Origin of the sequence: Nonomuraea bangladeshensis, assembly GCF_039529455.1 — a bacterium.
Lineage (GTDB): Bacteria > Actinomycetota > Actinomycetes > Streptosporangiales > Streptosporangiaceae > Nonomuraea > Nonomuraea bangladeshensis.
The window spans coordinates 147,506-172,234 of sequence record NZ_BAAAMV010000008.1 but is presented as its reverse complement, the minus strand read 5'-3'; the positions used below and the strand labels follow the sequence as shown (position 1 = coordinate 172,234).

The 24,729-nt window shown below is 72.5% G+C and carries 20 protein-coding genes; 9 read left to right on the top strand and 11 right to left on the bottom strand.

The features are described 5' to 3' along the window. Positions 1 to 3: 3 nt before the first annotated feature. Positions 4 to 1,227: a LeuA family protein gene (locus tag ABD292_RS26855; RefSeq protein WP_344211946.1), complete on the bottom strand. Its 1,224-nt coding sequence runs from the start codon at positions 1,225 to 1,227 to the stop codon at positions 4 to 6. Positions 1,228 to 1,293: 66 nt separating this feature from the next. Between ABD292_RS26855 and ABD292_RS26850 the strand changes: the two genes are divergently transcribed. Next, positions 1,294 to 2,523 carry a citrate synthase gene (locus ABD292_RS26850; protein ID WP_344211944.1) on the top strand — a complete coding sequence of 410 codons (1,230 nt, stop codon included), beginning with the start codon at positions 1,294 to 1,296 and terminating at the stop codon, positions 2,521 to 2,523. Here ABD292_RS26850 and ABD292_RS26845 read toward each other — a convergent pair. The 3 genes from ABD292_RS26845 to ABD292_RS26835 all read right to left on the bottom strand — a co-directional run bounded on the left by ABD292_RS26845 (position 2,516) and on the right by ABD292_RS26835 (position 8,322). Next, positions 2,516 to 5,611, bottom strand: a complete 3,096-nt coding sequence (locus ABD292_RS26845) for a coiled-coil domain-containing protein (protein ID WP_344211942.1) — start codon at positions 5,609 to 5,611, stop codon at positions 2,516 to 2,518. The genes ABD292_RS26850 and ABD292_RS26845 overlap by 8 nt on opposite strands. Positions 5,612 to 5,683: 72 nt before the next feature. Continuing rightward, positions 5,684 to 7,126 (bottom strand): hypothetical protein, encoded by a 1,443-nt coding sequence (locus ABD292_RS26840; protein WP_344211940.1) that lies wholly within the window; start codon positions 7,124 to 7,126, stop codon positions 5,684 to 5,686. Further along, positions 7,123 to 8,322, bottom strand: coding sequence for a hypothetical protein (locus ABD292_RS26835; protein WP_344211938.1), 1,200 nt, complete (start codon positions 8,320 to 8,322; stop codon positions 7,123 to 7,125). The genes ABD292_RS26840 and ABD292_RS26835 overlap by 4 nt, the downstream gene beginning before the upstream one ends. Positions 8,323 to 8,414: 92 nt before the next feature. Here ABD292_RS26835 and ABD292_RS26830 point away from each other — a divergent pair, with 92 nt between their 5' ends. Next, positions 8,415 to 9,212, top strand: coding sequence for a Clp protease N-terminal domain-containing protein (locus tag ABD292_RS26830; protein WP_344211936.1), 798 nt, complete (start codon positions 8,415 to 8,417; stop codon positions 9,210 to 9,212). Positions 9,213 to 9,317: 105 nt separating this feature from the next. Here the strand turns inward: ABD292_RS26830 and ABD292_RS26825 are convergent, their stop codons facing one another. Genes ABD292_RS26825 through ABD292_RS26810 form a run of 4 tightly spaced genes read right to left on the bottom strand, consistent with a single transcriptional unit; the run spans position 9,318 to position 12,562 of the window. Then, entirely contained in the window at positions 9,318 to 10,055 is a 738-nt protein-coding gene (locus ABD292_RS26825; protein ID WP_344211934.1) for a hypothetical protein, read from the bottom strand. 11 nt (positions 10,056 to 10,066) lie between these two features. Then, positions 10,067 to 11,185, bottom strand: a complete 1,119-nt coding sequence (locus tag ABD292_RS26820) for a magnesium and cobalt transport protein CorA (protein ID WP_344211932.1) — start codon at positions 11,183 to 11,185, stop codon at positions 10,067 to 10,069. A 17-nt stretch (positions 11,186 to 11,202) separates the two neighbouring features. Beyond that, positions 11,203 to 11,676, bottom strand: coding sequence for a nuclear transport factor 2 family protein (locus ABD292_RS26815; protein ID WP_344211930.1), 474 nt, complete (start codon positions 11,674 to 11,676; stop codon positions 11,203 to 11,205). A gap of 1 nt (position 11,677) precedes the next feature. Beyond that, positions 11,678 to 12,562, bottom strand: coding sequence for an amidohydrolase family protein (locus ABD292_RS26810; RefSeq protein WP_344211928.1), 885 nt, complete (start codon positions 12,560 to 12,562; stop codon positions 11,678 to 11,680). A gap of 34 nt (positions 12,563 to 12,596) precedes the next feature. On the opposite strand from ABD292_RS26810, the gene ABD292_RS26805 reads away from it, so the two are divergent. Further along, positions 12,597 to 13,295, top strand: coding sequence for a M50 family metallopeptidase (locus tag ABD292_RS26805; RefSeq protein ID WP_344211926.1), 699 nt, complete (start codon positions 12,597 to 12,599; stop codon positions 13,293 to 13,295). A gap of 4 nt (positions 13,296 to 13,299) precedes the next feature. On the opposite strand, the gene ABD292_RS26800 is transcribed toward ABD292_RS26805, so the two are convergent. After that, positions 13,300 to 15,519, bottom strand: coding sequence for a thiamine pyrophosphate-dependent enzyme (locus tag ABD292_RS26800; RefSeq protein WP_344211924.1), 2,220 nt, complete (start codon positions 15,517 to 15,519; stop codon positions 13,300 to 13,302). 199 nt (positions 15,520 to 15,718) lie between these two features. Between ABD292_RS26800 and ABD292_RS26795 the strand changes: the two genes are divergently transcribed. Continuing rightward, the gene (locus ABD292_RS26795; protein ID WP_344211922.1) at positions 15,719 to 17,089 is read left to right on the top strand and encodes a hypothetical protein; all 1,371 of its coding nucleotides are present in this window, start codon (positions 15,719 to 15,721) and stop codon (positions 17,087 to 17,089) included. 51 nt (positions 17,090 to 17,140) lie between these two features. On the opposite strand, the gene ABD292_RS26790 is transcribed toward ABD292_RS26795, so the two are convergent. Continuing rightward, positions 17,141 to 17,794: a hypothetical protein gene (locus tag ABD292_RS26790; protein WP_344211920.1), complete on the bottom strand. Its 654-nt coding sequence runs from the start codon at positions 17,792 to 17,794 to the stop codon at positions 17,141 to 17,143. Between the two features lie 138 nt (positions 17,795 to 17,932). Then, positions 17,933 to 18,532 (bottom strand): TetR/AcrR family transcriptional regulator, encoded by a 600-nt coding sequence (locus tag ABD292_RS26785; RefSeq protein ID WP_344211918.1) that lies wholly within the window; start codon positions 18,530 to 18,532, stop codon positions 17,933 to 17,935. A gap of 87 nt (positions 18,533 to 18,619) precedes the next feature. On the opposite strand from ABD292_RS26785, the gene ABD292_RS26780 reads away from it, so the two are divergent. The 5 genes from ABD292_RS26780 to ABD292_RS26760 all read left to right on the top strand — a co-directional run bounded on the left by ABD292_RS26780 (position 18,620) and on the right by ABD292_RS26760 (position 24,694). Then, positions 18,620 to 20,173 (top strand): carboxyl transferase domain-containing protein, encoded by a 1,554-nt coding sequence (locus ABD292_RS26780; RefSeq protein ID WP_425565185.1) that lies wholly within the window; start codon positions 18,620 to 18,622, stop codon positions 20,171 to 20,173. Between the two features lie 2 nt (positions 20,174 to 20,175). Continuing rightward, positions 20,176 to 22,149 (top strand): acetyl/propionyl/methylcrotonyl-CoA carboxylase subunit alpha, encoded by a 1,974-nt coding sequence (locus ABD292_RS26775; RefSeq protein ID WP_344211914.1) that lies wholly within the window; start codon positions 20,176 to 20,178, stop codon positions 22,147 to 22,149. Beyond that, positions 22,150 to 23,055, top strand: coding sequence for a hydroxymethylglutaryl-CoA lyase (locus tag ABD292_RS26770; RefSeq protein WP_344211912.1), 906 nt, complete (start codon positions 22,150 to 22,152; stop codon positions 23,053 to 23,055). Between the two features lies 1 nt (position 23,056). After that, positions 23,057 to 24,193 carry an acyl-CoA dehydrogenase family protein gene (locus tag ABD292_RS26765; protein ID WP_344211911.1) on the top strand — a complete coding sequence of 379 codons (1,137 nt, stop codon included), beginning with the start codon at positions 23,057 to 23,059 and terminating at the stop codon, positions 24,191 to 24,193. A 66-nt stretch (positions 24,194 to 24,259) separates the two neighbouring features. Continuing rightward, positions 24,260 to 24,694 (top strand): GNAT family N-acetyltransferase, encoded by a 435-nt coding sequence (locus tag ABD292_RS26760; RefSeq protein ID WP_344211909.1) that lies wholly within the window; start codon positions 24,260 to 24,262, stop codon positions 24,692 to 24,694. Positions 24,695 to 24,729: the final 35 nt, after the last annotated feature.

Here is a 24,729-nt window from a genome sequence, read left to right as displayed (position 1 = left end):
CCGTCACTCGGTGAGGCCGGGGAAGAGCAGCGACAGCTCGCGCGGGTGGGCGGCGATCAGGCGGAGCTCGTCGTCCGTGAGCGGCTTGCCGGTCATCGCGTTGCAGAGCTGGACCAGGCGGAACGCCAGCTCCTCGTCCCCGGCGGCCACCTCGGCGCCGAGGCCGTCCATGACGTGGCGGAAGCCGGCCTTGCCGCCGTACTCGCCGGTCAGGACCACCCGGCCGGAGCGGGCGTGCCAGTCCTGCGGGAACGGGCCGAGCGTCGCCTCGTCGTACAGCTCGTAGTTGCCGTGGTCCTTCAGCGCGCCGTCGGCGTGGATGCCCGACTCGTGCGCGAAGGCGTTCCGCCCCGCCCCGACCTGGTTGTACGGCAGCGGCTGCCCGAACGCGTACGCCGCCCACAACGCGAAGCGCCGCGCCCACGACAGGTCCAGGTCGTCGCCGATCTCGGCGTCCAGGCCGAAGCCGTGCCGGAAGGCCAGGATGGTGGAGAGCAGGTCGGCGTTGCCGGAACGCTCGCCGATGCCGTTCACGCAGGTGTTGATCCAGGCGTCCTGGCCGGCGTCGAGGTCGCCGAGCGCGCCGGAGACCGAGTTGGCCACGGCCAGGCCGAGATCGTTGTGGCAGTGCGTCTCGACGGGCATCGCGGCGGCCGAGGCGAGCTTGGCGAAGCGCTCGCGGATCCGGTCGGGCGTGTCGCCGCCGATCGTGTCGCAGTAGCGCACCCGGTCGGCCCCGGCCTCCTTCGCCGCCAGCGCGAACTCCAGCAGGAAGGCGTCGTCCGTACGCGAGCCGTCCTCCGCGTTCACTCCCACGGTCAGCGCGCCCGCGGCCTTGGCCGCCCGCACCGCCGCGGTCATCTCCCTGATGATCGCCTCCCGGTCCAGCCGGCCGCGGAACTTGTTCTGGATCATGTAGTCGGACGTTGAGATGGACAGGTTGTAGTGCTTCAGCCCGAGCGGGGCGGCCCGCTCCACGTCCTGCGGCACGCCCCGGCACCAGCCGGACAACCGCAGCTCCCCGAACGCGCCGGCCTCGGCGAGCGCGAGCTGCGCCCGTACGTACGGGACCTCGTGGAACAGGAACGGGAAACCGATCTCGGACTGCGCCACCCCGAGCTTGGCCAGATAGAAGTTGACCATGGTCTTGCCGAACTTCGACAGGCCGGTACGCGCGGTCTGCACGCCGTCCCGGTTGGTCACGTCGAGGAAGTGAACTTTGGGCATGCACTCACGTTGACATGCTTGCTCAATATGGATCAATATTGATTTTCGTCAACGTGGAAGGGTCCGATGGAGTGGATCGACGCGGCCACGGCCGCCGAACGGCTCGGGGTGAAACCGGCCACTCTGTACGCGTACGTGAGCAGGGGAGTGCTGCAGCGGCGGCACGCCGACGACGGGCGGCGCAGCCTCTTCTCCGCCGAGGAGATCGAACGCCTCGCCCGCCGCGGCCGGCCGCGCAGCCAGCCGCCGGAGCTGGTCATCGAGTCGGCGGTGACGGCGCTGGGCGTGGACCGGCCGTACTATCGCGGGGCCGACGCCCTGGAACTGGCCAGAAGACACCCCTTCGAAACCGTCGCCACCTGGCTCTGGACCGCCACCTCCGCCCCCCTCTCCCATCCGCCTGGCTCCGACGCTTCGGCAGATGGCGGGGACGGGGGGCCGTGGCGGGGTGAGGAGGAGGCGCTGCGGGCGGCGGTGGCCGCGCAGCGGGACCTGCCCGCCGACCTCCTGCCGCTCGACCGCCTCCAGGTGATCACCACGGTCCTCGGCGCGTCCGACTCGCTGCGCTTCCAGCTCGACCGCGCCTCGGTGGCCGCCACCGGCCGCCGCCTCATCGCCGGCCTGGTGGACGCCCTCCCCGCCCTGAGCGAGCCCGCCGGCGAGTCGATCGCCGCCCGGCTCTGGTCCCGCCTGTGCCCGCAGCCCGCGACGCCCGCCCTGCTCGACGCGCTGCGGGCCGCGCTGGTCCTGCTCGCCGACCACGAACTGGCCGCCTCCACCCTGGCCGCCAGGGTCGCCGCCTCCGCCAAGGCCGACCCGTACGCGGTGGTGCTGACCGGCCTCGGCGTGCTGGGCGGCCCGCTGCACGGCGGCGCGTCGTACGGGGCCGAACGGCTGCTCCGCGAGGTCGCCGAGCCGGGCCAGGCCGCCCGCGCCGTCGCCGAGCGGGTCCGGCGCGGCGAGCGCGTCCCCGGCTTCGGCCACAGCGTCTACAAGAACGGCGACGGCCGCGGCGCCGTCCTGCTCGACCTGGTCGAACGGGCCGTCCCCGGGCACGATCGGATCGCCGCGGCCGAGGCGCTGGCCGCCGAGATGCGCCGGCGCCGGCTCCCCGAGCGCAACGTCGACTTCGCCCTCGCCGTCCTCACCGCCGTCGCCGGCATGACTCCCGGAGCCGGCGAGGCGATCTTCGCGGTCGCGCGGGTGGCCGGCTGGCTGGCGCACGCCATGGAGGAGTACGAGCGCGGCAGCCTCCTCCGCCTGCGTGCCTCCTACACCGGCCCGCCGATCAGATAGCGGTCCGCTCGACGTACGCGGCCAGCGCCCGGACCCGCTCCGCGTGCTGGTCGTGGCCCACGATCACCGGCGGCTCGTTGTACGGCATCGCGTCCGACGACCGGCGCAGCTTGACGTACTGGCCGCAGGCGTCGATCGCGTACGGCTCCATGTCGTCCTGCAACGCCCCGATCACCGTGATGCCGTAGGTCTCGCCGATCCGCCGGAACAGCGCCACCGCCTCCCGCCGGTGCTCCTTGCCCAGGTTGCGGCCCAGCTCGTCGAGGACCAGGCACAGGTGCCCGCCCCCGGACGAGGCGATGGCGGCCGCGCACACCAGCTTGACCGCCTTCTCGTCCATGAGCGCGGTGTTGGCCCGCCGGTTGTACGGCACGAACCCCTGGCCCTCGCCGCGCCGCCACTTAGGCGTGACCCGCCACTGCCAGCGCTGCTCGGGATCGGCGGGCGCGGGCGGCACCGGGAACTCCAGGGTCGCGCCGTAGCCGCCGTAGGAGGTGTCGAGCTTGTCGAACTCCTCCGCCACCCGCGTCAGCCGCGCCCTGATCGCCGCGGTCAGCGCCGCCCGGTGCACCGCCGTGGACTGCGCCGCCTCCTCGGCGCCCCGGGCCGCCGCCGAGAGGTCGCGCTGCCGGGAGCCGAGCTGCGCCTCGATCTGCCGCCGCTGGTGCCGTTCGTACTCCTCCTGGGCGCGCAGATAGGACGCGAGCGCCCCGCACACCGCCGCGAACGTGGCCTGCTCGCGTGCCGTGCTCCCGCCCCGCTCGTTGAGCAGGAAGGCCAGCTCCTCGGGGATCTCGGCGTCCTCCTCGGGGAACGTGTCGCGCAGCGCCTGGTCGAAGTGGCGTTCGGCGACCCGCCACCACTCGTCGGCGGTGCGCGGCCGCTCATCCTCCGGCAGCGCCTCCAGCCACTGCCTGGCGGTCTCCGCCGTGCCGCCCCAGTCGGCGGCGAGCGCGTCCAGGCGCAGCGCCTCCCGCTCGGCGGCGACCTTCGCCTCCTGGTCGCGGGCCTGCGCCCGCTCGCTCTCGTGCCGCTGTCTGCGGCCCTCCAGGCGTTCGATCTCCATGTCCCGGGTGCGGGCCCGGAAGTCGAGCGCGCCGGCCAGCCGCTCGGCCTCGGCGACCTTGGGGGCCAGCTCCTCGACGGCCGCGTTGAGCTCGGTCAGGCGGGCGCGCCGCTCGGCCAGCTTCGCCTCCACCTCGGCCAGCCGCACCCCGGCCTGGGCGCCGTCCAGCCGCCGCTGCGCCTCGGCGACGGCCTCCTCGGCGTCGTGTACGGCCTGGGCCGCCGTCTCCTGCGCGTCCTTGGCCCGGTGCAGGCGCTGCTCGGCGGCCTTGATCCGAGCCTCCCGCCCGGTCGCCACCCCCTCGAACGCCCCCACCACGCTCACCCCGGCCGCGCTGACCAGCACCGACCCCGGCAGCCCCGCCAACGCCTCGGCCGCCTCGCCGAGCCGGGCGGCGTCCACGATGACCGCATGCTCATGCGGCCACCCCCGCAACCCGACCACCTGCCCGACCGACCGCCCCACCTGCCCGGTAGTGCCCGCCTGCCCGGCGGTACGCGTCCGTCCGGGCGTGTGCGCGGCGTTGTCGCGGGCCTGCTCGGCCACGTCGAGCGCGTCGAGGAGGCCGGTGGCGCCGACGCCCGCCGCGGCGAGCGCGTTGAGCTGGGCCGCGGCCGGCCCGCCCTCGGCGTCGTCCAGCGCCGCCTGCGCCGACGCAACCTCCTGGTCGGCCACGCCGAGCGCCTTCAGCGCCTCGTTGAGCCGGAGCCTGGCCTCGCGCAGCTCCCGCTCGGCGGCGGGCACGTCCCGCCCGTCGGCGAACCTGCGGCTCTGCTCCAGCGCCGGGATCCGGCCGCGCAGCTCGTCGGCGGAGTTGTCGGCCACGGCCCGGTCGGCGTCCAGCTTGGCGGCCCTGGCCTGCAGCGCCGCCAGCTCCTTGCGCGCCTCGGACACCTGCCGGTCGAGCGTGTCCTCGCGCAGCGTGCCGATCTCGGCCCTGACCAGGGCGATCGCCTCGCCCGCCGCCTCGCCGGCCGCGCGGTGCCGGTCGAGCTCGGCGGCCAGCGCGTCGTCCTTGGCCGCGGCGTCGGCCAGCTTGCGCGCCTGCCGCCCCCGCCAGCACCGCAACGCTTCCGCCAGCCGGACCCGCGCCTCGTCCCGCCGGTCGAACGTCCCCAGCAACGCCTTCGACTCCGCCTCGAACTCCGCCAGCCGCTCGCCGGCCTGCGCCGCGCGCACCCGCTTGGCGTGCTCGTCCCTGCGGGCCTCCCGCTCCTGCTCCAGCTCGGCGTCCAGACCGGTCAGGGCGGCGATGGCCTCGAAGACGCGCTCGGGGGAGATCTCGTTGAGCGGCTGGGAGAGCAGGTTCGTGGCGACCTTGCTGCGTACGGACGTGGACAGGAACGACACGCATCTGACCCGGTCGCCGTAGAGCGCCTTGGTCAGGTCGCGCGCCACGACGTCACGCTTGCCCGCCGACTTCGGCAGCGACGCCCAGATCTCGTCGGCCCGCGCCACCCGCTCGGCCTCCGACGGCGACGCCGCCAGATGAACGCCCTCACGCCAGCGGATCTCCAGGTGGGGCGCCTCCTGGTTGACGCGCAGCCACACCGTGAGGGCGCCGCCGGAGGTGTCGGGCACCTCGAACAGCTCACCGCCCGCCTCGCCCGAGTCCACCAGCAGCAGCTCGTCAGCGGGCACGGCGTCCGGCTCGTCCACTTGGGCCGGCTGGGCGTCGTCGTCGGGGAAGCCGTTCATGCCGGGTGGCGCGAAGACGCCCACGATGTAGCCGTGGTCGGCGCTCGCCCACTGCCGGCCGCCCGCGCCGCTCGCCAGCTCGGCGTTGAACAGCAGCTCGGAGACCGCCTTCGCGCCCGAGGCGAACCGCCACTGCTCGTCACCCAGCAGCGCCGTGATCGAGGCGATGAACGACGACTTGCCCGCCCCGTTGGAGTCCTTCGGCCCGGCGCCCGCCACCACGATGAGCGTGCCGGGGACCGTGGGCACCGGATGGGTGGACAGCCGCGAGATGTTGACCGCCTGCACGGCGATCAGCACCCGGTCTCCGACGACGTTCTCCACCTGCGACACCTGTGACCCCCGTAACCCTTCCGCCCGTTGTGGCTGCTCTGGCTCTGCCTGTGTCTGTTCGTGTCATCTGGCCGACCTGCGGGCCCGTACGGCCGCCGCCAGCGGCGTGTTGGGCCCGGCCGCGAGGATCAGCTCCTCCTGCAGCCGCCGCCGCGCCGCCGGGGTGAGCCGGTGGAACTGCGGGCCAGGGACGTAGCCGCCCGCCTCCTCGCCGGCCTTCACCTGCGCGAGCAGCCCGGCGTGGCGCAGGGTGCGGAGCGCCGCCTCCAGCTCCCCGATGGGCAGCTGCGTGTGCCGGCGCAGCTCGTCGGCCGGGGTGGGGTGCGGCGACAGCCAGGAGTCCTCCGGCAGCAGCCCCTCGGCCCGCGGGATCGCCACCGAGTGCACCAGCACCAGCGTCAGCACCGCCCGCTCCGCCACCCCGAGCCGCCCCCCGCCCACGGAAGGCGGGGTCTCGGCGGCGCGGTCGTCTGGGCCGGAGGCGGCCGGGATCGCCGCGCAGGCGTCGTCGTAACCCGAGATCCAGCGGTCGCGGTGCTGGACGAGGACCCGGCCGCGCCGGGCCAGCATCTCGCTCAGCGTGTGGCGCAGCGCCGGATCCCGCAGGGCGGCGAAGCGCACCTCCTGCACCGGCTCCGCCGCGTGCTCCACCACCATGTAAGCCGCCACCAGCTCCGCCCGCCGCCGCTCGTCGTACGCACCGAGCAGGTCATCGAACCCGGCACCCCCACCCTCGGCCCGCCCACCGGCGGCGGCATCTGGAACGGACGCGGCAGGCATACCGGACCCGGCGGCCTCTGCGGACGCGGCGAGCCCGGCGGATTGTACGAACTCTCCGGATTCGGCGGGCATGCTGGACATCGTGGGCATGGCGGCGGCCACGATGTCGGCGTCGCCCACCACGGTCAGCTCGGCCCGGTCCGGTGAGGGCAGCCGGCGCACCAGCTCCTGGAGTTGCGCGTGCGCCTCCACCGGCCACAGCGCGCATCTCGGCCCGAGCACGACCACACCGTCGTCCACGACGACCCACGCCGAGTCGTGCAGCCGCCGCAGCGCCCCGACGGCCCAGTTGCGCATCAGGTCGTCGGTACGCCCGATCAGCGCCCGATAGGTGTCCAGCACCAGCTCCACCGGCGCGGGCGTACCCGGCCAAGGATCGACCGACAGGTCGGTCCAGCAGCACTTGAGCACGGCCGCCAGCACCCGCCGCGTCTCCCCGGCCCGTTCCACGGGCGCGGGCGCCACCTGGTATTCCTCCAGCAGCGCCGGCGTCACACCGTCGGGCCACACCGGCAGCGCCTGCCCGGTGGAGTCGGGCCAGGTCAGCCGTATCATCCCGGCCGGAGCGGGCGCCCCAGGCCCGAGCGGCAACGGCCCGCCCGACCGCGCCCGCACATGCGCGACCGGCCCCTCCGGAACCGGCCCCCGCACCACCGGACCTTTCGCGTCCGGGCCCGCTGCGGCCCGCTCTTCCCCGGTAAGCCCCTGCCCCTCACCGGTGCTCATCGCGTACGCTCCAGGTGGCCGCAGGACAGCCAGGCCGGCTCCCGCCCGGGATCGACCGACAGCTCGTCGCTCCAGGTCAGCCGGTAGGGCAGCTCCGGCCGCAGATCGATGCTGGTGAGGTCGGCGAGCACCCGCCGGGCGGTCACCCAGTCGGGCCCGAGCACGTCGCCGAGCGCGACCCGGGCGGACCCGCCGAGCAGCGACTCGGCCATCTCCCGCAGCCGCTCGACGGCGGCTCCCGGCGAGGTGTCGAGCGAGTCGGACGGCCCGGGATCGGGCAGGGTGGAGCGCGGCGGCGTGGGCTGCGCGGGAGCCGGGCGAGGCGCCTCGTCCACGGCCCGCGCGATGGCGGCCGGATCGTGCCACGGCGCGGGCGCGTCGAAGACGAACCCGTCGAGCACAGCGGCCAGCCGCTCCTTGGACGCGGTCTGCGAGAAGGTGCGCCACGTCTCGGTCGGCAGCAGCGTGAGGTTGCGGGTGGTGCCCGCCGAGTCCGCCAGCCGCCCGGCCGCCCGCCGGGAGGCGTCGCTGTAGGCGTAGATGGCGGCCCGCAGATCGGTGCAGACCCGGTCGAGCTCGGGCCAGCGGGTCAGGATGGTGCCGTGCAGGCCCTGCGCCCGCCGCGCGATCTCCTCGGTGCCCCACAGCTTGGGCGCCTGCTCGCGCAGCTCCTCGATGGTGCCGGTGGTGAGCGTGATCAGCTCCAGCGCCCACAGCCGGAACGCCCGCGCGAGGTTGACCGCGCTCTGCCGCGCCTCCTCCATGGTGGTGCGCGGGTCGGCGACGTTGAGGTCTTCGAGCGCGAGCAGCCGGTGCATCTCCGACTGCCCGCCGTCGTCCATCATGCGCCGGATGAACATCAGCCCGACGACGCTGGTGAACGAGGCGCGGTAGCGGAGCTGGTTGGGCTTGGGGAACACCTCGCGGATCGCGCCGAGCCCCTTGAGCACCCGCAGCCGGTTGTCGAACTGCTCGCCGGGGTAGGCGCGGCAGGCGAAGCGCATCTGCTCGTGCGTCAGCCACTCCTCGCCCGCCTCCGCGAACGCCGCGAACAGCGTCTCGGCGATGTCGACCAGCACCGGGTCGTCGACCACGGCACCGCTGTCGCGGGCCAGCGCGGCGAACATGCGGCGGTAGGTGGACAGGACCGCCTCGTCGGTGAGGACGGCGTCGAGGGTCAGGGGCTGTTGGGACACGCGCTCTAAGGTACGGCTTCCCACCGACAGTCGGAGAACTCGACGCCACTATGACCCTGGACGTGTAACCCCAATAGGGTTATGGTGGGGGTATGCCAAAGATCAACGTGTACCTGCCCGACGACCTCGCCGAGGCCGTCAAGGAGGCCGGCGTGCCGGTGTCCGCCGTCTGCCAGCGGGCGCTGGAGCAGGCGGTACGCCGGGTGACCGCGATCAGGGAGACCTCGCTCGGCGATCTCGACCTGGACCAGCCGACCGGCGCGCTGACCCACCTCACGGCCCGCACCCGTACGGTGCTCAAGCTCGCCGCCGAGGCCGCCCGCACGCAGGGGACCGCCGAGGTCGGCACCGGGCACCTGCTCGACGCCATGCTCAGCGAGGGCACCAACCTGGCCCTGCACGTGCTGCGCGCCATGGAGGTCGGCCTCGACCAGGTGCGCCGCGACCTCGACCGGCACGTCCCGCCCGCCACCGACCCGGCCCCGGCCGAGTCCGCCTACGCCGACCCGGCAGGGGCCGGTTCGCGGCGGCTCAGCTCGCCCGCCGCCAACGCCCTCGAACTGGCCGTCACCGAGGCGATCGCGCTCGGCCACAACTACGTCGGCTGCGAGCACCTGCTGCTCGGCCTGGTCGCCGAGCCCGACGGCACGGCCGGGCAGGTGCTGCGCGCCCTGGGCGCCGAGCCGCGCCTCACCCGCCGCGCCGTGTCGGCGGCCCTGGCCGGGTACGTGCACCTGCGCGCCAACACCCAGCAGGCCGCCGCCCCCGCCCCCGCGCCCGGCCAGGCCGAACAGCTGGCCGCCGCGCTCAAGGCCCAGCTCAAAGCCGAGCTGCGGCCGATCGTGGAGCGCCTGGAACGCCTGGAGACGCACGCCGGCCTGAAGCCCTGACCGCAGTGGACGGCAACCGGCGCGCGCTCGCCGCCTTACGCCTCGCCCTCGTCGCCCTGATCCTCGTCGGCCTGGTCGTCGGGGCCCTGTGACAGCCCTAGGACGTCAGGCCACCTTGGCCGAGCTCGCCTTCCAGGTGTTGCACGCCCCCGGCTTGCCCGTCTCGTATCCCGCCCGCACCCAGGACAGGCGGTTGGCCGTCTTGCCGTGGAAACGGTTCTTCCAGATGTCCGGGATGCCGAGGACGGGCTTCCAGTCCTTGACCACCCGGCCGAGGCTCTTGGCCGAGACCCCGAAGAAGCAGTCGAGCTGCAGGTAGTAGCGGCGGTTGTGCTCGTCCATGACGGTCTCGACCCCGCCGTTCTCCAGCCCCCACCAGGCCCGGCCGATGCCGGTCTGGCCGGTCACGACCCCGCTCCACGTCCTGACCACGGACGTGAACACCTTCCTGTCGTCCTTCGCCTTGATCCAGTCGTCGGCGAGGCGCACCCGTACGGCCGTGGCGCAGATCTCCGAGAACGAGCCCGACACCTCCAGGCCCGTGGAGCAGGACTTCTTGTCCTTGGACTCCTTGAACTGCACCTCCACGGGCGTGAAGTCCTTGATCGCCGGCTTCCACGCCTTGTTGAGGCAGCCGACGAGCGTGGTGACGTACTTCCTCGTGGAGGCCGCGGTCGTGCCCTTCTTCAGCCCGCAGCCGACCTTGGGCAGCTTGGCCGCCTTGTAGAGGGCGTTGTGCGTGAGCTCGGGCGCGCCCGTCACGGGCGCGGCGTGCGCGGCGGTCGCGGTGGACAGCAGGGTCAGGGCGGCGGCGAACGCGGCCGCCGGTAAACGAGAGATCATGAGGTGGGATACTAGAGCCAGTCGCGCCGCTTGAAGACCATGTAGAGCACCAGGCAGACGGCCGCCATCAGCACGATCGCGAACGGATAGCCGAACGCCCAGTGCGTCTCCGGCATGAAGTCGAAGTTCATCCCGTAGATCGTCCCGACCAGCGTGGGCGCGAAGAGGATGGCCGCCCACGCGGAGATCTTCTTGACCTCCTCGCCCTGCTGGATGCTGGCCTCGGTCATCCGGGCCATCTCGGCGTTCTGCGCCTGGGTGACCAGCGTGGAGTTGACGACCAGGATGTTCTGGAGCATCTGCCGGAAGGATGACACCCGCTCCGACACCGTGATCGCGTGGTCGGCCACGTCACGCAGGTAGCTCTGCAGCTCGTCGTTGAGTCCGTACTTGGGGGCTCCGGCGATGAAGCCGTGGATCATGCCGACGAGCGGCGCGGTGGCCCGCTGGAACTCGATGACCTCGCCGGACAGCTCGTAGACGCGCCGCGAGACCGAGGGGTCGCCGCTGAAGACCTGGGCCTCGATCTCCTCGATGTCCTTCTGCAGCCCGGCCACCACAGGGGCGTAGCCGTCCACGACCGCGTCGACGATCGCGTAGAGCACCGCCTGCGGGCCCTGCCGCAGCAGGTCGGGGTCGGACTCCATGCGCCTCCGGACGCCCTGGAGGTCGGGGGCCTCCGCGTGCCGTACGGTGATCACGAAGTCGGGGCCGACGAAGACGTGCAGCTCGCCGAACGCGACCTCCTCCGCCTCGTCGAGGTAGCGCGCGGCGCGCAGCACCACGAAGAGCGTGTCGCCGTAGCGGTCGGCCTTGGGGCGCTGGGAGCCGACGATGGCGTCCTCCAGCGCCAGCTCGTGCAGCTTGAACTCCTCGCCGAGCTTGACCAGCTCCCACTCCTTCGGCCGGTAGAGGCCGATCCAGGCCATGCTGCCCGGCATGTCCTTGAGCCGTTCGAAGGCGTCGGCGAGCGAGCCGGGGTTGTCGACCCGCTCGCCGTCGCGGTAGATGGCGTTGTCGATGACAGTGGGCTGGTAGGGGGGCTCCTCGGTGGCCCGCGGGTCCATCGAGTGCTCGGGCGGCTCCTCGCGCGCGTCACCGCCGCGGCGCAGACTCCTGACCCTGGCCATGCCCCTCCGATCCTCTCCTAGGCGAGCGCGTCGAGCTGCTGCGTCGCCCGATCCCTGATGGTCTTGCGCCACATCGGCGTCCACCCGAACAGCAGCCCGTGCGGGCGGCCGAGCGCCATCCTCGACCAGCGCTTGAAGTCGAACTCGTCGTGGTGCCGCACGATCAGCCCGTCCTCGAACCTGAACAGCGCCTCCACCTCGTTGACCACCTCCCGCCCCGTGCTGGAGAAGGTGTAGCGGGCGGTCCAGCGCGCGGTGCCGGTGTGGTCGTCGGCCCATACGTCCCTGTAGGCGGACCGCAACCCGTCGCGCACGCCGAGCTGCAGCCGCCACATCCGCATCACCCGGTCGCGGCCCTCGATCTCCTGGAAGATGGGGTCGCCGAAGCTGACCTCGGGGTGGTAGCAGCTCTCCATGGCCGCGAGGTCGTTTCGCCCCAGCGCGTCGAAGAAAGCGCTGATCAGCGCCATGTGACGTTCGTTCACCTTCATATCAGATCACGGCCCGCCCATTGCGCCAGCACACGGCCCTGAGCCAGTCCTCGCCGAGGTCCAGGCGGGCGAGCGCGTCGAGCTGGTGCGCGTAGGGGTAGGGGATGGTCGGGAAGTCACTGCCGAGGATCACCTTCCCCGCAAGTCCCAGATCAAGCAGCGCGGGGCGGAGCCGGGCGGGGAACGGCATGCCCCGCTCGCTGAAGTCGGTGAACGCCATCGTGGTGTCCAGCGCCACCCGCTCGTAGCGCAGGGCCAGCTCGAAGAACGGGTCGTACTCCGGCATGCCGAGGTGCGCGATCACCAGGCGCAGCCGGGGATGGCGGCGCAGCACCTCGCCGATGGGCTCCGCGCCGACGTGCCCGCCGGGCACCGGCACCGAGCTGGCGTGCACCACGACGGGCACGCCCGACTCCGCCAGCAGCCCCCAGACCTCCGACAGCTCGGGGACCCGCGGATCGAACCCGCCGACCTGCAGGTGCACCTTGAAGACGCGGGCCCCGTCGTCCAGGGCGCGCCGCACGTACGCCACCACCCCAGGCTCCGGGTAGAAGGTCGCCGACGGGAGACAACCCGGTGTACGGCGGGCGAAATCCATCGTCCAGGCGTTCAGGTCGGCCGCCATGTCCGGCTTGTGCGCGTACGCCAGCGCGGGGAAGCTCCGCACCCCCATCGCCCGCAGGTGCGCCACCCGCTCCGCCACCGGCCACTCGTACGCGATGTGCCAGCCCTCGCCCATCAGCGGCCCGCCGTGACGGAAGTGATGCCAGACCCGCCGCTCCATCCGCTCCGGCAGGAAGTGCACGTGCAGGTCGACCAGGCCGGGCAGCCCGAGCCGCCGCCACCACTCCGGCACCCCCTGGTCAGAATGTCGTTCCGTGACCACGGCCGTGACTTTACCTCGATAGGGTTCTGTCTCGATGGACAAGCTCTGGGCCCACCTGATCAAGGTTCAGCCTGACCCCCACCCCTGGGTCGTGGTGGTCTCGGCTCTGGTCGCGCTCGCGATCGTCGCCTTCCGCATGCCCTGGCAGGTCTCCCGGGGCCTGATCACGATCGCCCACGAGGGCGGCCACGCGCTCATGGCGCTGGTCACCCGGCGCAAGCTGGAGGGCATCCGCCTCCACTCCGACACCTCCGGCGTGACGCTCACCAGGGGGAGGCCGACCGGGCCCGGCATGGTGCTGACCGCGATGGCGGGCTACCTCGCGCCCCCGCTGCTCGGGTTGGCCGCCGCGTGGCTGACCCAGCAGGGGCGGATCACGCTGCTGATCTGGACGGTGCTGCTGTTCCTGGTCTGCATGCTGCTGCTGATCCGCAACCTCTACGGCGCGCTGATCCTCCTCGCCACCGGGGGCGCGGTGTTCGCGCTCAGCATGTACGCCCCCGCCGCCGTCCAGCAGGGCGTCGCCTTCGTCGCCGTGTGGTTCCTGCTGCTCGGCGGGATCCGGCCGATCATCGAGCTGCAGCAGAAGCGGCGCCGCAGGCAGGCCAGGGACTCCGACGCCGACCAGCTCGCCCGGCTGACGATCCTGCCGGGCGGCTTCTTCGTGTTCTTCTTCTTCGTGGTGGCGGTGACGGCGGCGGTGTTCGGGGCCTACCTGATGAACCCGCTCTGAAGCCTCATCCGAGGAGCTTGCGGGCCGCCTGCTCGATCTCGGCCTCCGACAGCAGCACGTGATCGGCGGCCCCGCCCAGCGGGATGAAACTGTCGTCCGACGTCACCCGCGCCACCTGCCCGGTGAACCCGGCGTCCGCCAGCTCCGCCAGCACGCCCTCGGAGACGCCGCCGGAGTGCCGGGTCTCGTCGGCGATCAGCACCTTCCCCGTCAGCTCCGCGGCCCGCACCAGGTCCTCCACCGGCAGCGGCGCGAGCCAGCGCAGGTCGAGGACGCGGCAGCCGTAGCCCTCCTGGGTGAGCCGCACGGCGGCCCGCAGGCTCATCCGCACCCCGTTGCCGAACGTCACGATCGTCAGGTCGCGCCCGTCGCCGTAGGAGCGGGCCCGTCCGATCGGCACGTGCGTCTCGGCCCAGCGCGACGGCGGCGCGTACGGCGCCAGCCAGCCCCCGTCGCCCTCCTCGAACAGGTCGCGCGTGTGGTAGAGCGCGATCGGCTCCAGGAACACCGCGACCGTCCCGCACGCCCGCGCCGCCGCCAGGCACGTGCGCAGCATCGCCGAGGCGTCGTCCGGCCGCGCCGGCGAGGCGATGACCAGGCCGGGGATGTCGCGCAGCGCCGCCACCGAGTTGTCGTTGTGGAAGTGGCCGCCGAACCCCTTCTGGTAGGCGTAGCCCGCCACCCGCACCACCATCGGGTTGCGGTAGGCGCCGCGGGAGAAGAACGACAGCGTCGCCCCCTCGCCGCGGATCTGGTCGAGCGCGTTGTGCAGGTAGGCGAGATACTGGATCTCCGGCACCGGCAGCAGCCCCGACACCCCCGACCCGAGCGCCAGCCCCAGGATGGCCTGCTCGTCCAGCAGCGTGTCGAACACCTGGCCCGCGCCGAAGCGCTTCTGCAGCCCCCGCGTCACCCCGTAGACCCCGCCCTTGCGCGCGACGTCCTCGCCGAACACCAGCATCTCGGGGTGGACGGCGAGCGCGTCGGCGAGCGTGCGGTTGATCGACTGGGAGAGCGTGAGCGGCTTGTCGAGCTCGGGCAGCGCCCCGGCGAACGCCTTTTCCCTGGCCGCGGGCGGGGCCGCCACCGGGCTGATGCGGGCGATCAGGTCGGGGTCGCGCGGCGCGAGCGGCTCCTTGATCTCCTTGGCGGTGCCGAGCCGCGGGTGGCGGGTGGTCTCCAGGGCGATGCGCAGCACGTGCTCGCGTGCGCTCTCGTACCTTTTGAGCAGCTCGTCCGGGGTTTCCAGGCCGGCCTCGACGAGCATCGCGGCGGTGCGCAGCAGCGGGTCACGGGCCAGGTCGGCGCGGATGTCGCGCTGGGTGCGGTAGGCCGCCTCCACGTCGGACCCGGCGTGCCCCATGAGCCGCACCGTCGACAGGTGCAGGAAGGCGGGGGAGCGGCGGGTGCGTACGTGCTCGACCGCGCGCGCGGCGGCGTCGTAGGCGTCGGCCAGGTCGCACCCGTCGGCCGCGAAGTACTCGATGCCGGGTCGCCGCGCGGCCGCCGCCACCCAGCCCTTGGGCGTGCGTACGCTGATGCCGAGCCCGTTGTCCTCGCACACGAACAGGATCGGCAGCGCCTGCCCCTGGAAGGTGGCGTAGGAGGCGAGGTTGAGGCCCGACAGCGCGCTCGCGTGGTTGATCGAGGCGTCGCCGAAGCTGCACACCACCACCGCGTCGGGCTCCCACGCGCAGGGCGCGCCGAGCGCCTTGGCGCGTTCGACGGCGAAGGCGATGCCCACGGCCCTCGGCAGGTGGCTGGCGATGGTCGAGGTCTGCGGGATGACCGCCAGCTCGGGATGGCCGAACACCTTGTGCCGGCCGCCCGCGATCGGCTCGTCGGCCGCCGCGCTCAGGCCCATGAGGACGTCGCGCAGCCCCTGCTCGGGCAGCCGGCCCTTCTGCTCGGAGCGGGTGAGGTAGAACGCGCCGGAACGGTAGTGGAGCAGCGCGGGATCGGTGGGCCGCAGCGCGGCGGCGACCGCGGCGTTGCCCTCGTGCCCGGCCGAGCCGATCGTGTAGAAGCCTTCGTTCTGCTCGCGCAGCCAGCGGGCGGCGATGTCGAGCAGCCGGCTGTCGAGCTGGCGCCGGAACAGCGCCCGGCATCGCTCGCCGGTCAGCGTCGTCCCCTCCCGGACCGGCAGGGCCGGATCTCGCGGGGGGCCCGCTTCAAGGGTCGCGACGGCTTCGGTGAAATGTGTTTCAACAGTGTCCCGCGCCACACCCCGATTATGTCTGTCATCGGGCCCGGCGTCTGCCCGACGCGTGGGGACAGGTTGCGGTCCGGTCGTTATAGACCCTTATCTATAACCGTTTGTCAGTATTTCGAACCTCGCCACTCACCTGGGCGTCTCTAAAGGAGACACACGTGGCACCCTCAATGCCGCGTTGAAGCACTGGGGTCTCCAGAAAGGAACCCGCATGTTACAACGCCTTCGTGTCACCGCCTTCGCCGTGATGATCGGCGCAGGGGCCCTGGTCGCCCTCGCGCCGGCAGCCGCGTCGGCGGCCCCGCAGAAACCCGTCGAGATCGGCAGGGTGGTCATCAGCCCCGCATCGCCGCTCGACGTGACCGGCGGCCCGGTCACCGCCACCTTCACCGTCTTCACGAAGAACGCGGACAAGGCCACCCTCCAGCTCAAGCCGCCCGCGGGGGTCTACACCTCCATAGGCGAGCTGACGAGGACGCCGGTACGCGACTGGGTCAAGTGGACCGGCACCAGGAAGTTCGAGACCTCGCCCACCGGAACGTGGAGCTACCTCGCCACGGCCACGGGCGGCGGCCAGGAGAAGTCCGCCTCCGGGACCTTCGACGTGGTCGTCAAGAAGGCGCTCGACACCAAGTTCGCCTCCTTCGGCGTCCGGCCGCGCGAGGCCGACCGCGGTGACGTGGTCAAGGTCTTCGGGCGCCTGCTCGCCGACGGCAAGGGGTACGCGGGACAGACCGTCTCCCTCCAGTTCCGCGGCCGCCACTCCGGCGACTTCCGCGAGGTCGCGAGAACGACGACCGGGAAGGACGGCTGGTTCGGCGACGGGGTGCGGATCCGGACGAGCGGCACGTTCCGCGCCGTGTTCGCCGCCACCGCCGCCGCGAAGGGCTCCGTCAGCGACCTCGCCGGCGTGGCCGTCAGGCGCCCGAACGCCGACAGCAGGATCGACGGCTTCGACGCCCGGCCCGAGCCCGTCGACAAGGGCGACCGGTTGACGTTCACCGGCACGCTCAGGGCCGAGCGCCGCGACGGGCTCGCCGGGCAGCGCGTCACCGTGTCCTTCAGGGCCGCGGGCTCCTCCCGCTGGGAGGACGTGACCAGCGCGGTGACCGGCAGGGACGGCCGCTTCTGGGCCTCCGCCACCGCCGTCGCCTCCGGCTGGTGGCGGGCCGAGTACGCGGGCACCCGCGGCGTGAACGGCAGCGTCAGCGACGCCGACTGGGTGACGGTCGAACAGCCCGCCCCGCCGCCCGCGGTGAGCAGGGCGGACAGCCGGATCATCGGGTTCAACGCCTATGCGGAGCCGGTGAAGCGCGGCAAGTATCTGAGGTTCAAGGGGCGGCTGCAGATCGCCGACGACGACGGCTGGGAGGGGTACAGCGGCAAGGTCGGGCTGTACTTCAAGAAGGCCGGGTCGAAGAAGTGGGAGTACGTGAAGGCGTTCCGGTCGAGTGACAGCGGGCGCCTCTACGTGAAGGCCAGGGCCTGGGACTCGGGGCGCTGGAAGTTCGTGTTCAAGGGTGACGACGACACGTACGGGTCTTCCAGCCGTACGGATTATGTCCGGGTGACCCGCAGGTAGGCAGGAAAAGGCCCGGAGCTTCGGCTCCGGGCCTTTTCGTGTCGCCGGCTGCTAGTTGGAGAGCTTGCTCTCGATCCGGCCGAGAATCGACTCCAGGCGATCGAAGCGATCGTCATGCGAGTCGAGCCGCTTCTCGAGCCTGTCGAGCCTTTCCTCCACCCTGGCGAAGCGCCCGTCGATCTCGACGAACTTCTGATCGATCTGAGCGAACTTCTGGTCGATCTGGTCGAACCGCTGGTCGACCTGAGCGAACTTCTCGTCGATCTGGTCGAACCGCTGGTCGACCTGAGCGAACTTCTGGTCGACCTGCTCGAACCGCTGGTCAATTTGAGCGAACCGCTGGTCGACTTGGTCGAACCGCTGATCGACCTGCTCGAACCGCTGATCGATCTGAGCGAACCGCTGGTCGACTTGGACGAACCGCTGGTCGATGTTGACGAATTGCTCGTCGATCTGGGCGAACTTCTGGTCGATCTGGGTGAATCGCTGGTCGATTCTGGCGAAGCCCGCCCTCATCTCGGACCTGAGTGCGCCGACCTCGCGGTCGATCTTGTCGAGGAGGTTCTCGGCGACGTCGTCCACGCGCCGGTGCAGCGTGTCGATCCGGTCGGCGATGGTGAGCTGTGGCACGCCGCTTACAGTAGCCGCTTCCAGTGCCGTGACCCGCACTTCCAGGTCATCGTACTTCTTCTGGAGATCCAACATTCGGTGCGCTCCTTACTGCGGAGGGAGGACGGAGGGAAGCCGCGCGGCCACATCGGGAAAGTTACCCTCCGTACTTGATCGAGCGCAGGGAGATGCGAAAGTCAGTCCTAGTCGGCGCGCACCACGACAACGGAAGTGTTAGCGAGCGTTAACAGCGGCGTCGATCGCCGCGCGGGCCATCGCGCGCAGCAGCGGCCGCATGTCCCCGCCGGGCAGCTCGCCCGCGCTGTGCGGGGTCGAGTTGAGCAGCCCGAAGACCGCGTGCATGGCGGCCCGCAGCCGGGCGGCCGGGCACGCGGGATGCAGCTCGGCCAGCACGGTCACCCACTCCTCGACGTACAGCCGCTGCAGCCGCCTGATCTGCCGCCGGTGCGGCTCGGGCACGTTGCCGAGCTCCCGGTCGTGCACGACGATCAGCGCCGGCTGCTCGGTGGCAAAGGTGATCTGCACGTCGAGCAGCGCGTCGAGGGCCTGCTCCGGCCCGGGGGAGGAGGTCACGACGGCCACGGCGGATTCGCGCAGCCGCGAGCTGACGTCGAGCAGCATCTCGGCCAGCAGCGCCTCCTTGCCGCTGAAGTGCCGGTAGAGCGCGGGGCCGGAGACGCCGACCGCGCCGCCGATCTCCTCGATCGGGACGCCGTGGAAGCCCCGTGCCGCGAACAGCCGGGCCGCCGCCTCCAGGATCTCCGCACGCCTGTTGCGCCGGGAGCGGGCAGGGGTGGCGGAGGTGCTGGTCACGTCTCACATGCTAGACGATGACGTTAACGCTCGCTAACATTCGAGCCATGAGGGCATGAGAGGGGACGCATGAGCAGCGACTGGCCGGTGCTGGGCTCGGCCGCCGACCCGGCGGGGGAGGCGTACAAGCGCAACACCGAGATCAACGAACGCCTGGCCGCCGACCTGCTCGACCGCCTCGCCGCCGCCGCGCCCGGCGGCCCCGAGCGGTCGCGGCGGCGGCACGTCGAGCGGGGCAAGCTGCTGCCGCGCGACCGCGTGGACGGCCTGCTGGACCCCGGCTCGCGCTTCCTGGAGCTGTCGCCGCTGGCCGCGAACGGCCTGTACGACGACGAGGCGCCGGCCGCCGGGATCATCACGGGCGTCGGCCGGGTCTCGGGCCGCGAGTGCGTGATCGTCGCCAACGACGCGACGGTCAAGGGCGGCACCTACTACCCGATGACCGTCAAGAAGCACCTGCGCGCGCAGGAGGTGGCCCTGCACAACCACCTGCCCTGCGTCTACCTGGTGGACTCCGGCGGCGCGTTCCTGCCCCGGCAGGACGAGGTGTTCCCCGACCGCGACCACTTCGGCCGCATCTTCTACAACCAGGCCACCATGTCCGCCCGCGGCATCCCGCAGATCGCCGCCGTGCTCGGCTCGTGCACGGCGGGCGGCGCGTACGTCCCCGCGATGAGCGACGAGGCGGTCATCGTCCGCGGCCAGGGCACGATCTTCCTGGGCGGCCCGCCGCTGGTGAAGGCGGCCACCGGCGAGGAGGTCACGGCCGAGGAGCTGGGCGGCGGCGACCTGCACGCCCGGGTCAGCGGCGTCACCGACCATCTCGCCGAGGACGACGCGCACGCCCTCGCCATCGTCCGCGACATCGTCTCCACGCTCGCCCCGCGCGCCGAGCGGCCCTGGCCGGTGGTCACGCCGGAGCCGCCCCGCCACGACCCCCGCGACCTGTACGGCATCGTCCCGGCCGACACCCGCCAGCCGTACGACGTGCGCGAGGTCATCGCGCGCCTCGTGGACGGCTCGCGCTTCCTGGAGTTCAAGGCCGAGTACGGCCACACCCTCGTCACCGGCTTCGCCCACCTGCACGGCCACCCGGTCGGCATCGTGGCCAACAACGGCATCCTGTTCAGCGAGTCGGCCATGAAGGGCGCCCACTTCATCGAGCTGTGCGACCAGCGCCGCATCCCCCTGGTGTTCCTGCAGAACATCAGCGGCTTCATGGTCGGCAAGGCGTACGAGGCGGGCGGCATCGCCAAGCACGGCGCGAAGATGGTCACCGCCGTCTCCTGCGCGCGGGTGCCCAAGTTCACCGTGGTCATCGGCGGCTCGTTCGGGGCGGGGAACTACGCGATGGCCGGCCGGGCGTACGCGCCGCGCTTCCTGTGGATGTGGCCCAACGCCCGCATCTCCGTGATGGGCGGCGAGCAGGCCGCGAACGTCCTCACCACCGTCGGCACCGCCGACGCCGACGCCATCAGGGCCCAGTACGAGCACCAGGGCAACCCGTACTACTCCACGGCCAGGCTGTGGGACGACGGCGTGATCGACCCGCTCGACACCCGCACCGTCCTCGGCCTGGCGCTGTCCGCGGCGGCCAACGCCCCGCTCGAACCCGCCGGATACGGCGTCTTCCGGATGTGATCATGCTGTTCGACCGTGTTCTCATCGCCAACAGGGGCGAGATCGCCGTACGGATCGCCCGCACGCTGCGCCGGCTCGGCGTCACGGCGGTGGCCGTGCACACGCCGTCCGACGCCGGCGCCCGGCACGTACGCGAGGCGGACCTCGCCCTGGAGGTGCCGAGCTACCTCGACGCCGACGCGATCGCGGGGGCGGCGCTCGCGTCCGGGGCACAGGCCGTGCACCCCGGCTACGGGTTCCTGGCCGAGAACGCCGCCTTCGCGCGGGCCTGCGCCGCCGCTGGTGCGGCGTTCGTCGGGCCGCCGGCCGAGGCCATCGACGCCATGGGCGACAAGATCCGGGCCAAGGCCACGGTGTCGGCCGCCGGGGTGCCGGTGGTGCCGGGCGGGGCCGAGCCCGGCGACGTGCTGGAGGAGTGGCGCGACTTCCCGGCCCTCATCAAGCCGTCCGCGGGCGGCGGCGGCAAGGGCATGGTGCTGGTGCGCTCGGCCGCGGAGCTGCCCGACGCGCTGGCCTCGGCGCGGCGGACCGCGCGGGCCGCGTTCGGCGACGCGACGCTGCTCATCGAGCGGTACGTCGACAGCCCCCGCCACATCGAGATCCAGGTGCTGGCCGACTCCCTCGGCGGCGCGGTGCATCTGGGCGAGCGCGAGTGCAGCCTGCAGCGCAGGCACCAGAAGGTCATCGAGGAGGCGCCGTCGCCGTTCGTCACCCCCGAGCTGCGGGCCCGTATGGGCGCGGCGGCCGTGGAGGCGGCGCGGGCGGTCGGCTACGTCGGCGCGGGCACGGTCGAGTTCATCGTGGACGGCGCCACCGGCGCCTACCACTTCATGGAGATGAACACCCGCCTCCAGGTCGAGCACCCCGTCACCGAGCTGGTGACCGGCCTCGACCTGGTGGAGCTGCAGCTCCGGGTGGCGGCCGGCGAGCCGCTGCCGTTCGGCCAGGACGAGGTGCGGCTGAGCGGGCACGCCGTCGAGGCCCGCGTCTACGCCGAGGACCCCTCGCGCGGCTTCCTGCCGACGGGCGGGCGCGTCCTGCTGCTCCGCGAGCCCGGCGTCCCCGGTCCCGCCGCTCACGCGGCCGGCTCCGGCCCGCTGGTCCGTACGGACTCCGGGCTGTCCGAGGGCGGGGTCGTCGGCAGCGAGTTCGACCCCATGCTCTCCAAGGTGGTGGCCTGGGCCCCCGACCGGAAGGCCGCGCTGCGCGCCCTCGACCGCGCCCTCGCCGGCACCACCGTGCTGGGCGTGGTGACCAACGTGCCGTTCCTGCGCGCCCTGGCCGCCCACCCCGCCGTACGCGCGGGCGAGCTGGACACCGGCCTGGTCGAGCGGGCCCTGCCCGAGCTGGTCACCGACGCCGCCGCCCCCGCCGGCGTGCTCGCCGCGGCCGGGCTGGTCTTCCACGCGCTGCCGCAGGGCGACGACCCGTGGGAGGTCACCGACGGCTGGCGGGTCGGCGAGCGGGCCTGGACGACCTGGCGGCTCGCGTCCAGGGACGGCGTCCACGAGGTACGGGTCCGCGGCCTGCCCGCCGAGTCGGCCGAGGTGCTGATGGACGAGCGCCCGGTGCCCGCCCGCCTGCGCGCGGAGGGCCCGGAGGTGGCCGTCACGCTCGGCGACCGGACCGTACGCTACCTGTGCGCCCGCGACGGCGACACGCTCTGGCTCGGCCACGACGGCCGGGCGTGGGCGTTCACCCGCCACCTGATCGGCGACCCCGGCGACCGCCCCGGAGCCGCAGCCTCCGGCGACGGCGTGGTGCGCAGCCCGATGCCGGGCACCGTCCTCGTCGTCAAGGCCCAGCCGGGTGACCGGGTGAGCGCCGGCCAGCCGCTCATCGTCGTCGAGGCCATGAAGATGGAGCACGCCGTCACCGCCCCGTGCGCCGGCGTGCTGACCGACCTCCCGGTCCAGCCCGGCCAGCCGGTCGACATGGACGCCGTGCTGGCCGTCGTGACCCCCGAGGAGGACTAGATGCCGCATCCCTTGGACGGCCTTCCCAAGCAGGTCACCGTCTACGAGGTCGGGCCGCGCGACGGCCTGCAGAACGAGTCCGCGATCGTGCCCGTCGAGGTGAAGGCCGAGTTCATCGACCGGCTCGCGGACGCCGGACACAAGGTCATCGAGGCCACCAGCTTCGTCCACCCCAAGTGGGTGCCGCAGCTCGCCGACGCCGACGAGCTGCTGACCCGGCTGCACCGCAGGCCGGGCGTCCGCTACCCGGTCCTGGTGCCGAACGAGCGCGGCCTGGACCGGGCGCTCGACCGCGGCGTGGCCGAGATCGCCGTGTTCGCCAGCGCAACCGAGACCTTCGCCGCCAAGAACCTCAACCGCAGCCTGGAGAGCCAGTTCGAGATGTTCGAGCCGGTCGTCGCCAGGGCGCTCGACAACGGCGTGCGGGTGCGCGCGTACGTGTCGATGTGCTTCGGCGACCCCTGGGAGGGGCCGACCCCGATCGCGCAGGTCGTCCGGGTGGGCGAACGGCTGCTCGGGCTCGGCTGCCACGAGCTCTCGCTCGGCGACACCACCGGCGTCGGCACGCCGGGCCACGTCACCGCGCTCATCAAGGCGTTCCGCTCGCCTGAGCGGCTGGCGGTGCACTTCCACGACACCTACGGCCAGGCCCTCGGCAACACCCTGGCCGCGCTCCGCGCCGGCGTGACCACCGTGGACGCCTCCACCGGCGGCATCGGCGGCTGCCCCTACGCCGAGTCCGCCACGGGCAACCTCGCCACCGAGGACCTCGTCTGGATGCTGCAGGGACTCGGCATCGACACCGGGCTCGACCTGGGCAAGCTCGTCGCCACCAGCACCTGGCTGGCCGGGCTGCTCGGCCGGCCCAGCCCATCCCGCGTCGTACAGGCGCTCGCGAAAGGCTGACATGCTCAAGGACGAGTACGAAGAGCTGCGCAAGACGGTCGAGACGTTCGCCCGCGACGTGGTCGCCCCCGTGATCGGCGACTACTACGAGCGCGGCGAGTTCCCTTACGACATCGTGGCCAGGATGAGCGCGATGGGCCTGTTCGGCCTGCCCTTCCCCGAGGAGTACGGCGGCATGGGCGGCGACTACTTCGCCCTGTGCCTGGCCCTGGAGGAGCTGGCCCGCGTGGACTCCAGCGTGGCGATCACCCTGGAGGCGGCGGTCTCGCTCGGCGCGATGCCCATCTACCGCTTCGGCACCGAGGAGCAGCGCGCCCACTGGCTGCCCAGGCTCGCCTCCGGCGCGGAGCTCGGCGCGTTCGGCCTGACCGAGCCGGGCGGCGGCACCGACGTGCCCGGCGGCATGCGCACCACGGCCGTGCTCGACGGGGACGAATGGGTGATCAACGGGTCGAAGGCGTTCATCACCAACTCCGGCACCGACATCACCAGCGTCGTCGGCGTGGCCGCGCTCACCGGCGAGCGGGAGATCTCCACGATCCTCGTACCGGCGGGGACGCCCGGTTTCACCGTGTCGAAGAAGTACTCCAAGGTCGGCTGGAACGCCTCCGACACCCGCGAGCTGTCCTTCTCCGACTGCCGGGTGCCCGCGGCCAACCTGCTCGGCGAGCGCGGCCGCGGCTACGCCCAGTTCCTCCAGACCCTGGACGAGGGCCGCATCGCGATCGCCGCCCTCAGCGTGGGCCTGGCCCAGGGCTGCGTGGACGAGTGCCTGAAGTACGTCAGGGAACGCCGGGCCTTCGGCAACCCCATCGGGCACTACCAGGCCATCCAGTTCAAGGTCGCCGACATGGAGGCCCGCGCCCACACCGCCCGCCTGGCCTACTACCACGCGGCCGAGCGCATGCTGGCCGGGATGCCGTTCAAGAAGGAGGCCGCGATCGCCAAGCTGGTCTCCTCCAACGCCGCCATGGACAACGCCCGCGACGCCACCCAGGTGTTCGGCGGCTACGGCTTCATGAACGAGTTCCCCGTCGGCCGCTTCTACCGCGACGCGAAGATCCTGGAGATCGGCGAGGGCACCAGCGAGGTGCAGCGGATGCTCATCGCCCGCCAGCTCGGCCTGGCCGACCTGTGAGGTCGCCGGCCCGTGAGGGCTTCCATGTTTGCGCCACCGGCGCGCGAGGATCTACTGTCAGGGGTCATGACGGCTGACGATCTTCTCATCAGGAGGGCGGAGAAGGCGGACGCGGACGAGGTGTTCGCGCTGGCCCGCGACTTCGGGCTGACGTTCCGGCCCGAGCGCGAGGCCTTCGACGCCGCACTCCCCGAGCTGCTGGCGGACGACTCCGCCCTGCTGCTCGTGGCCGTCGCCGAAGGCCGGGTCCGCGGCTATCTGCTGGGCTTCACGCACCTCACGCTGTTCGCCAACGGGCCGGTCGCCTGGGTCGAGGAGGCCATGGTCCAGTCGGGCTCGCGCCGGCAGGGCATCGGGCGGGCGCTGCTGGAGGAGTTCGAACAGTGGGCCCGCTCGCGGGAGGCCGGCTACGTCGCCATGGCCACCCGGCGGGCGCCGGAGTTCTACCACGCGCTCGGCTACGAGGCGTCGGCCACGTTCTTCCGCAAGGTGCTGCGCTGAGGGCGATCGGCGGGCGCTTCTGTCGGGGGGCGATG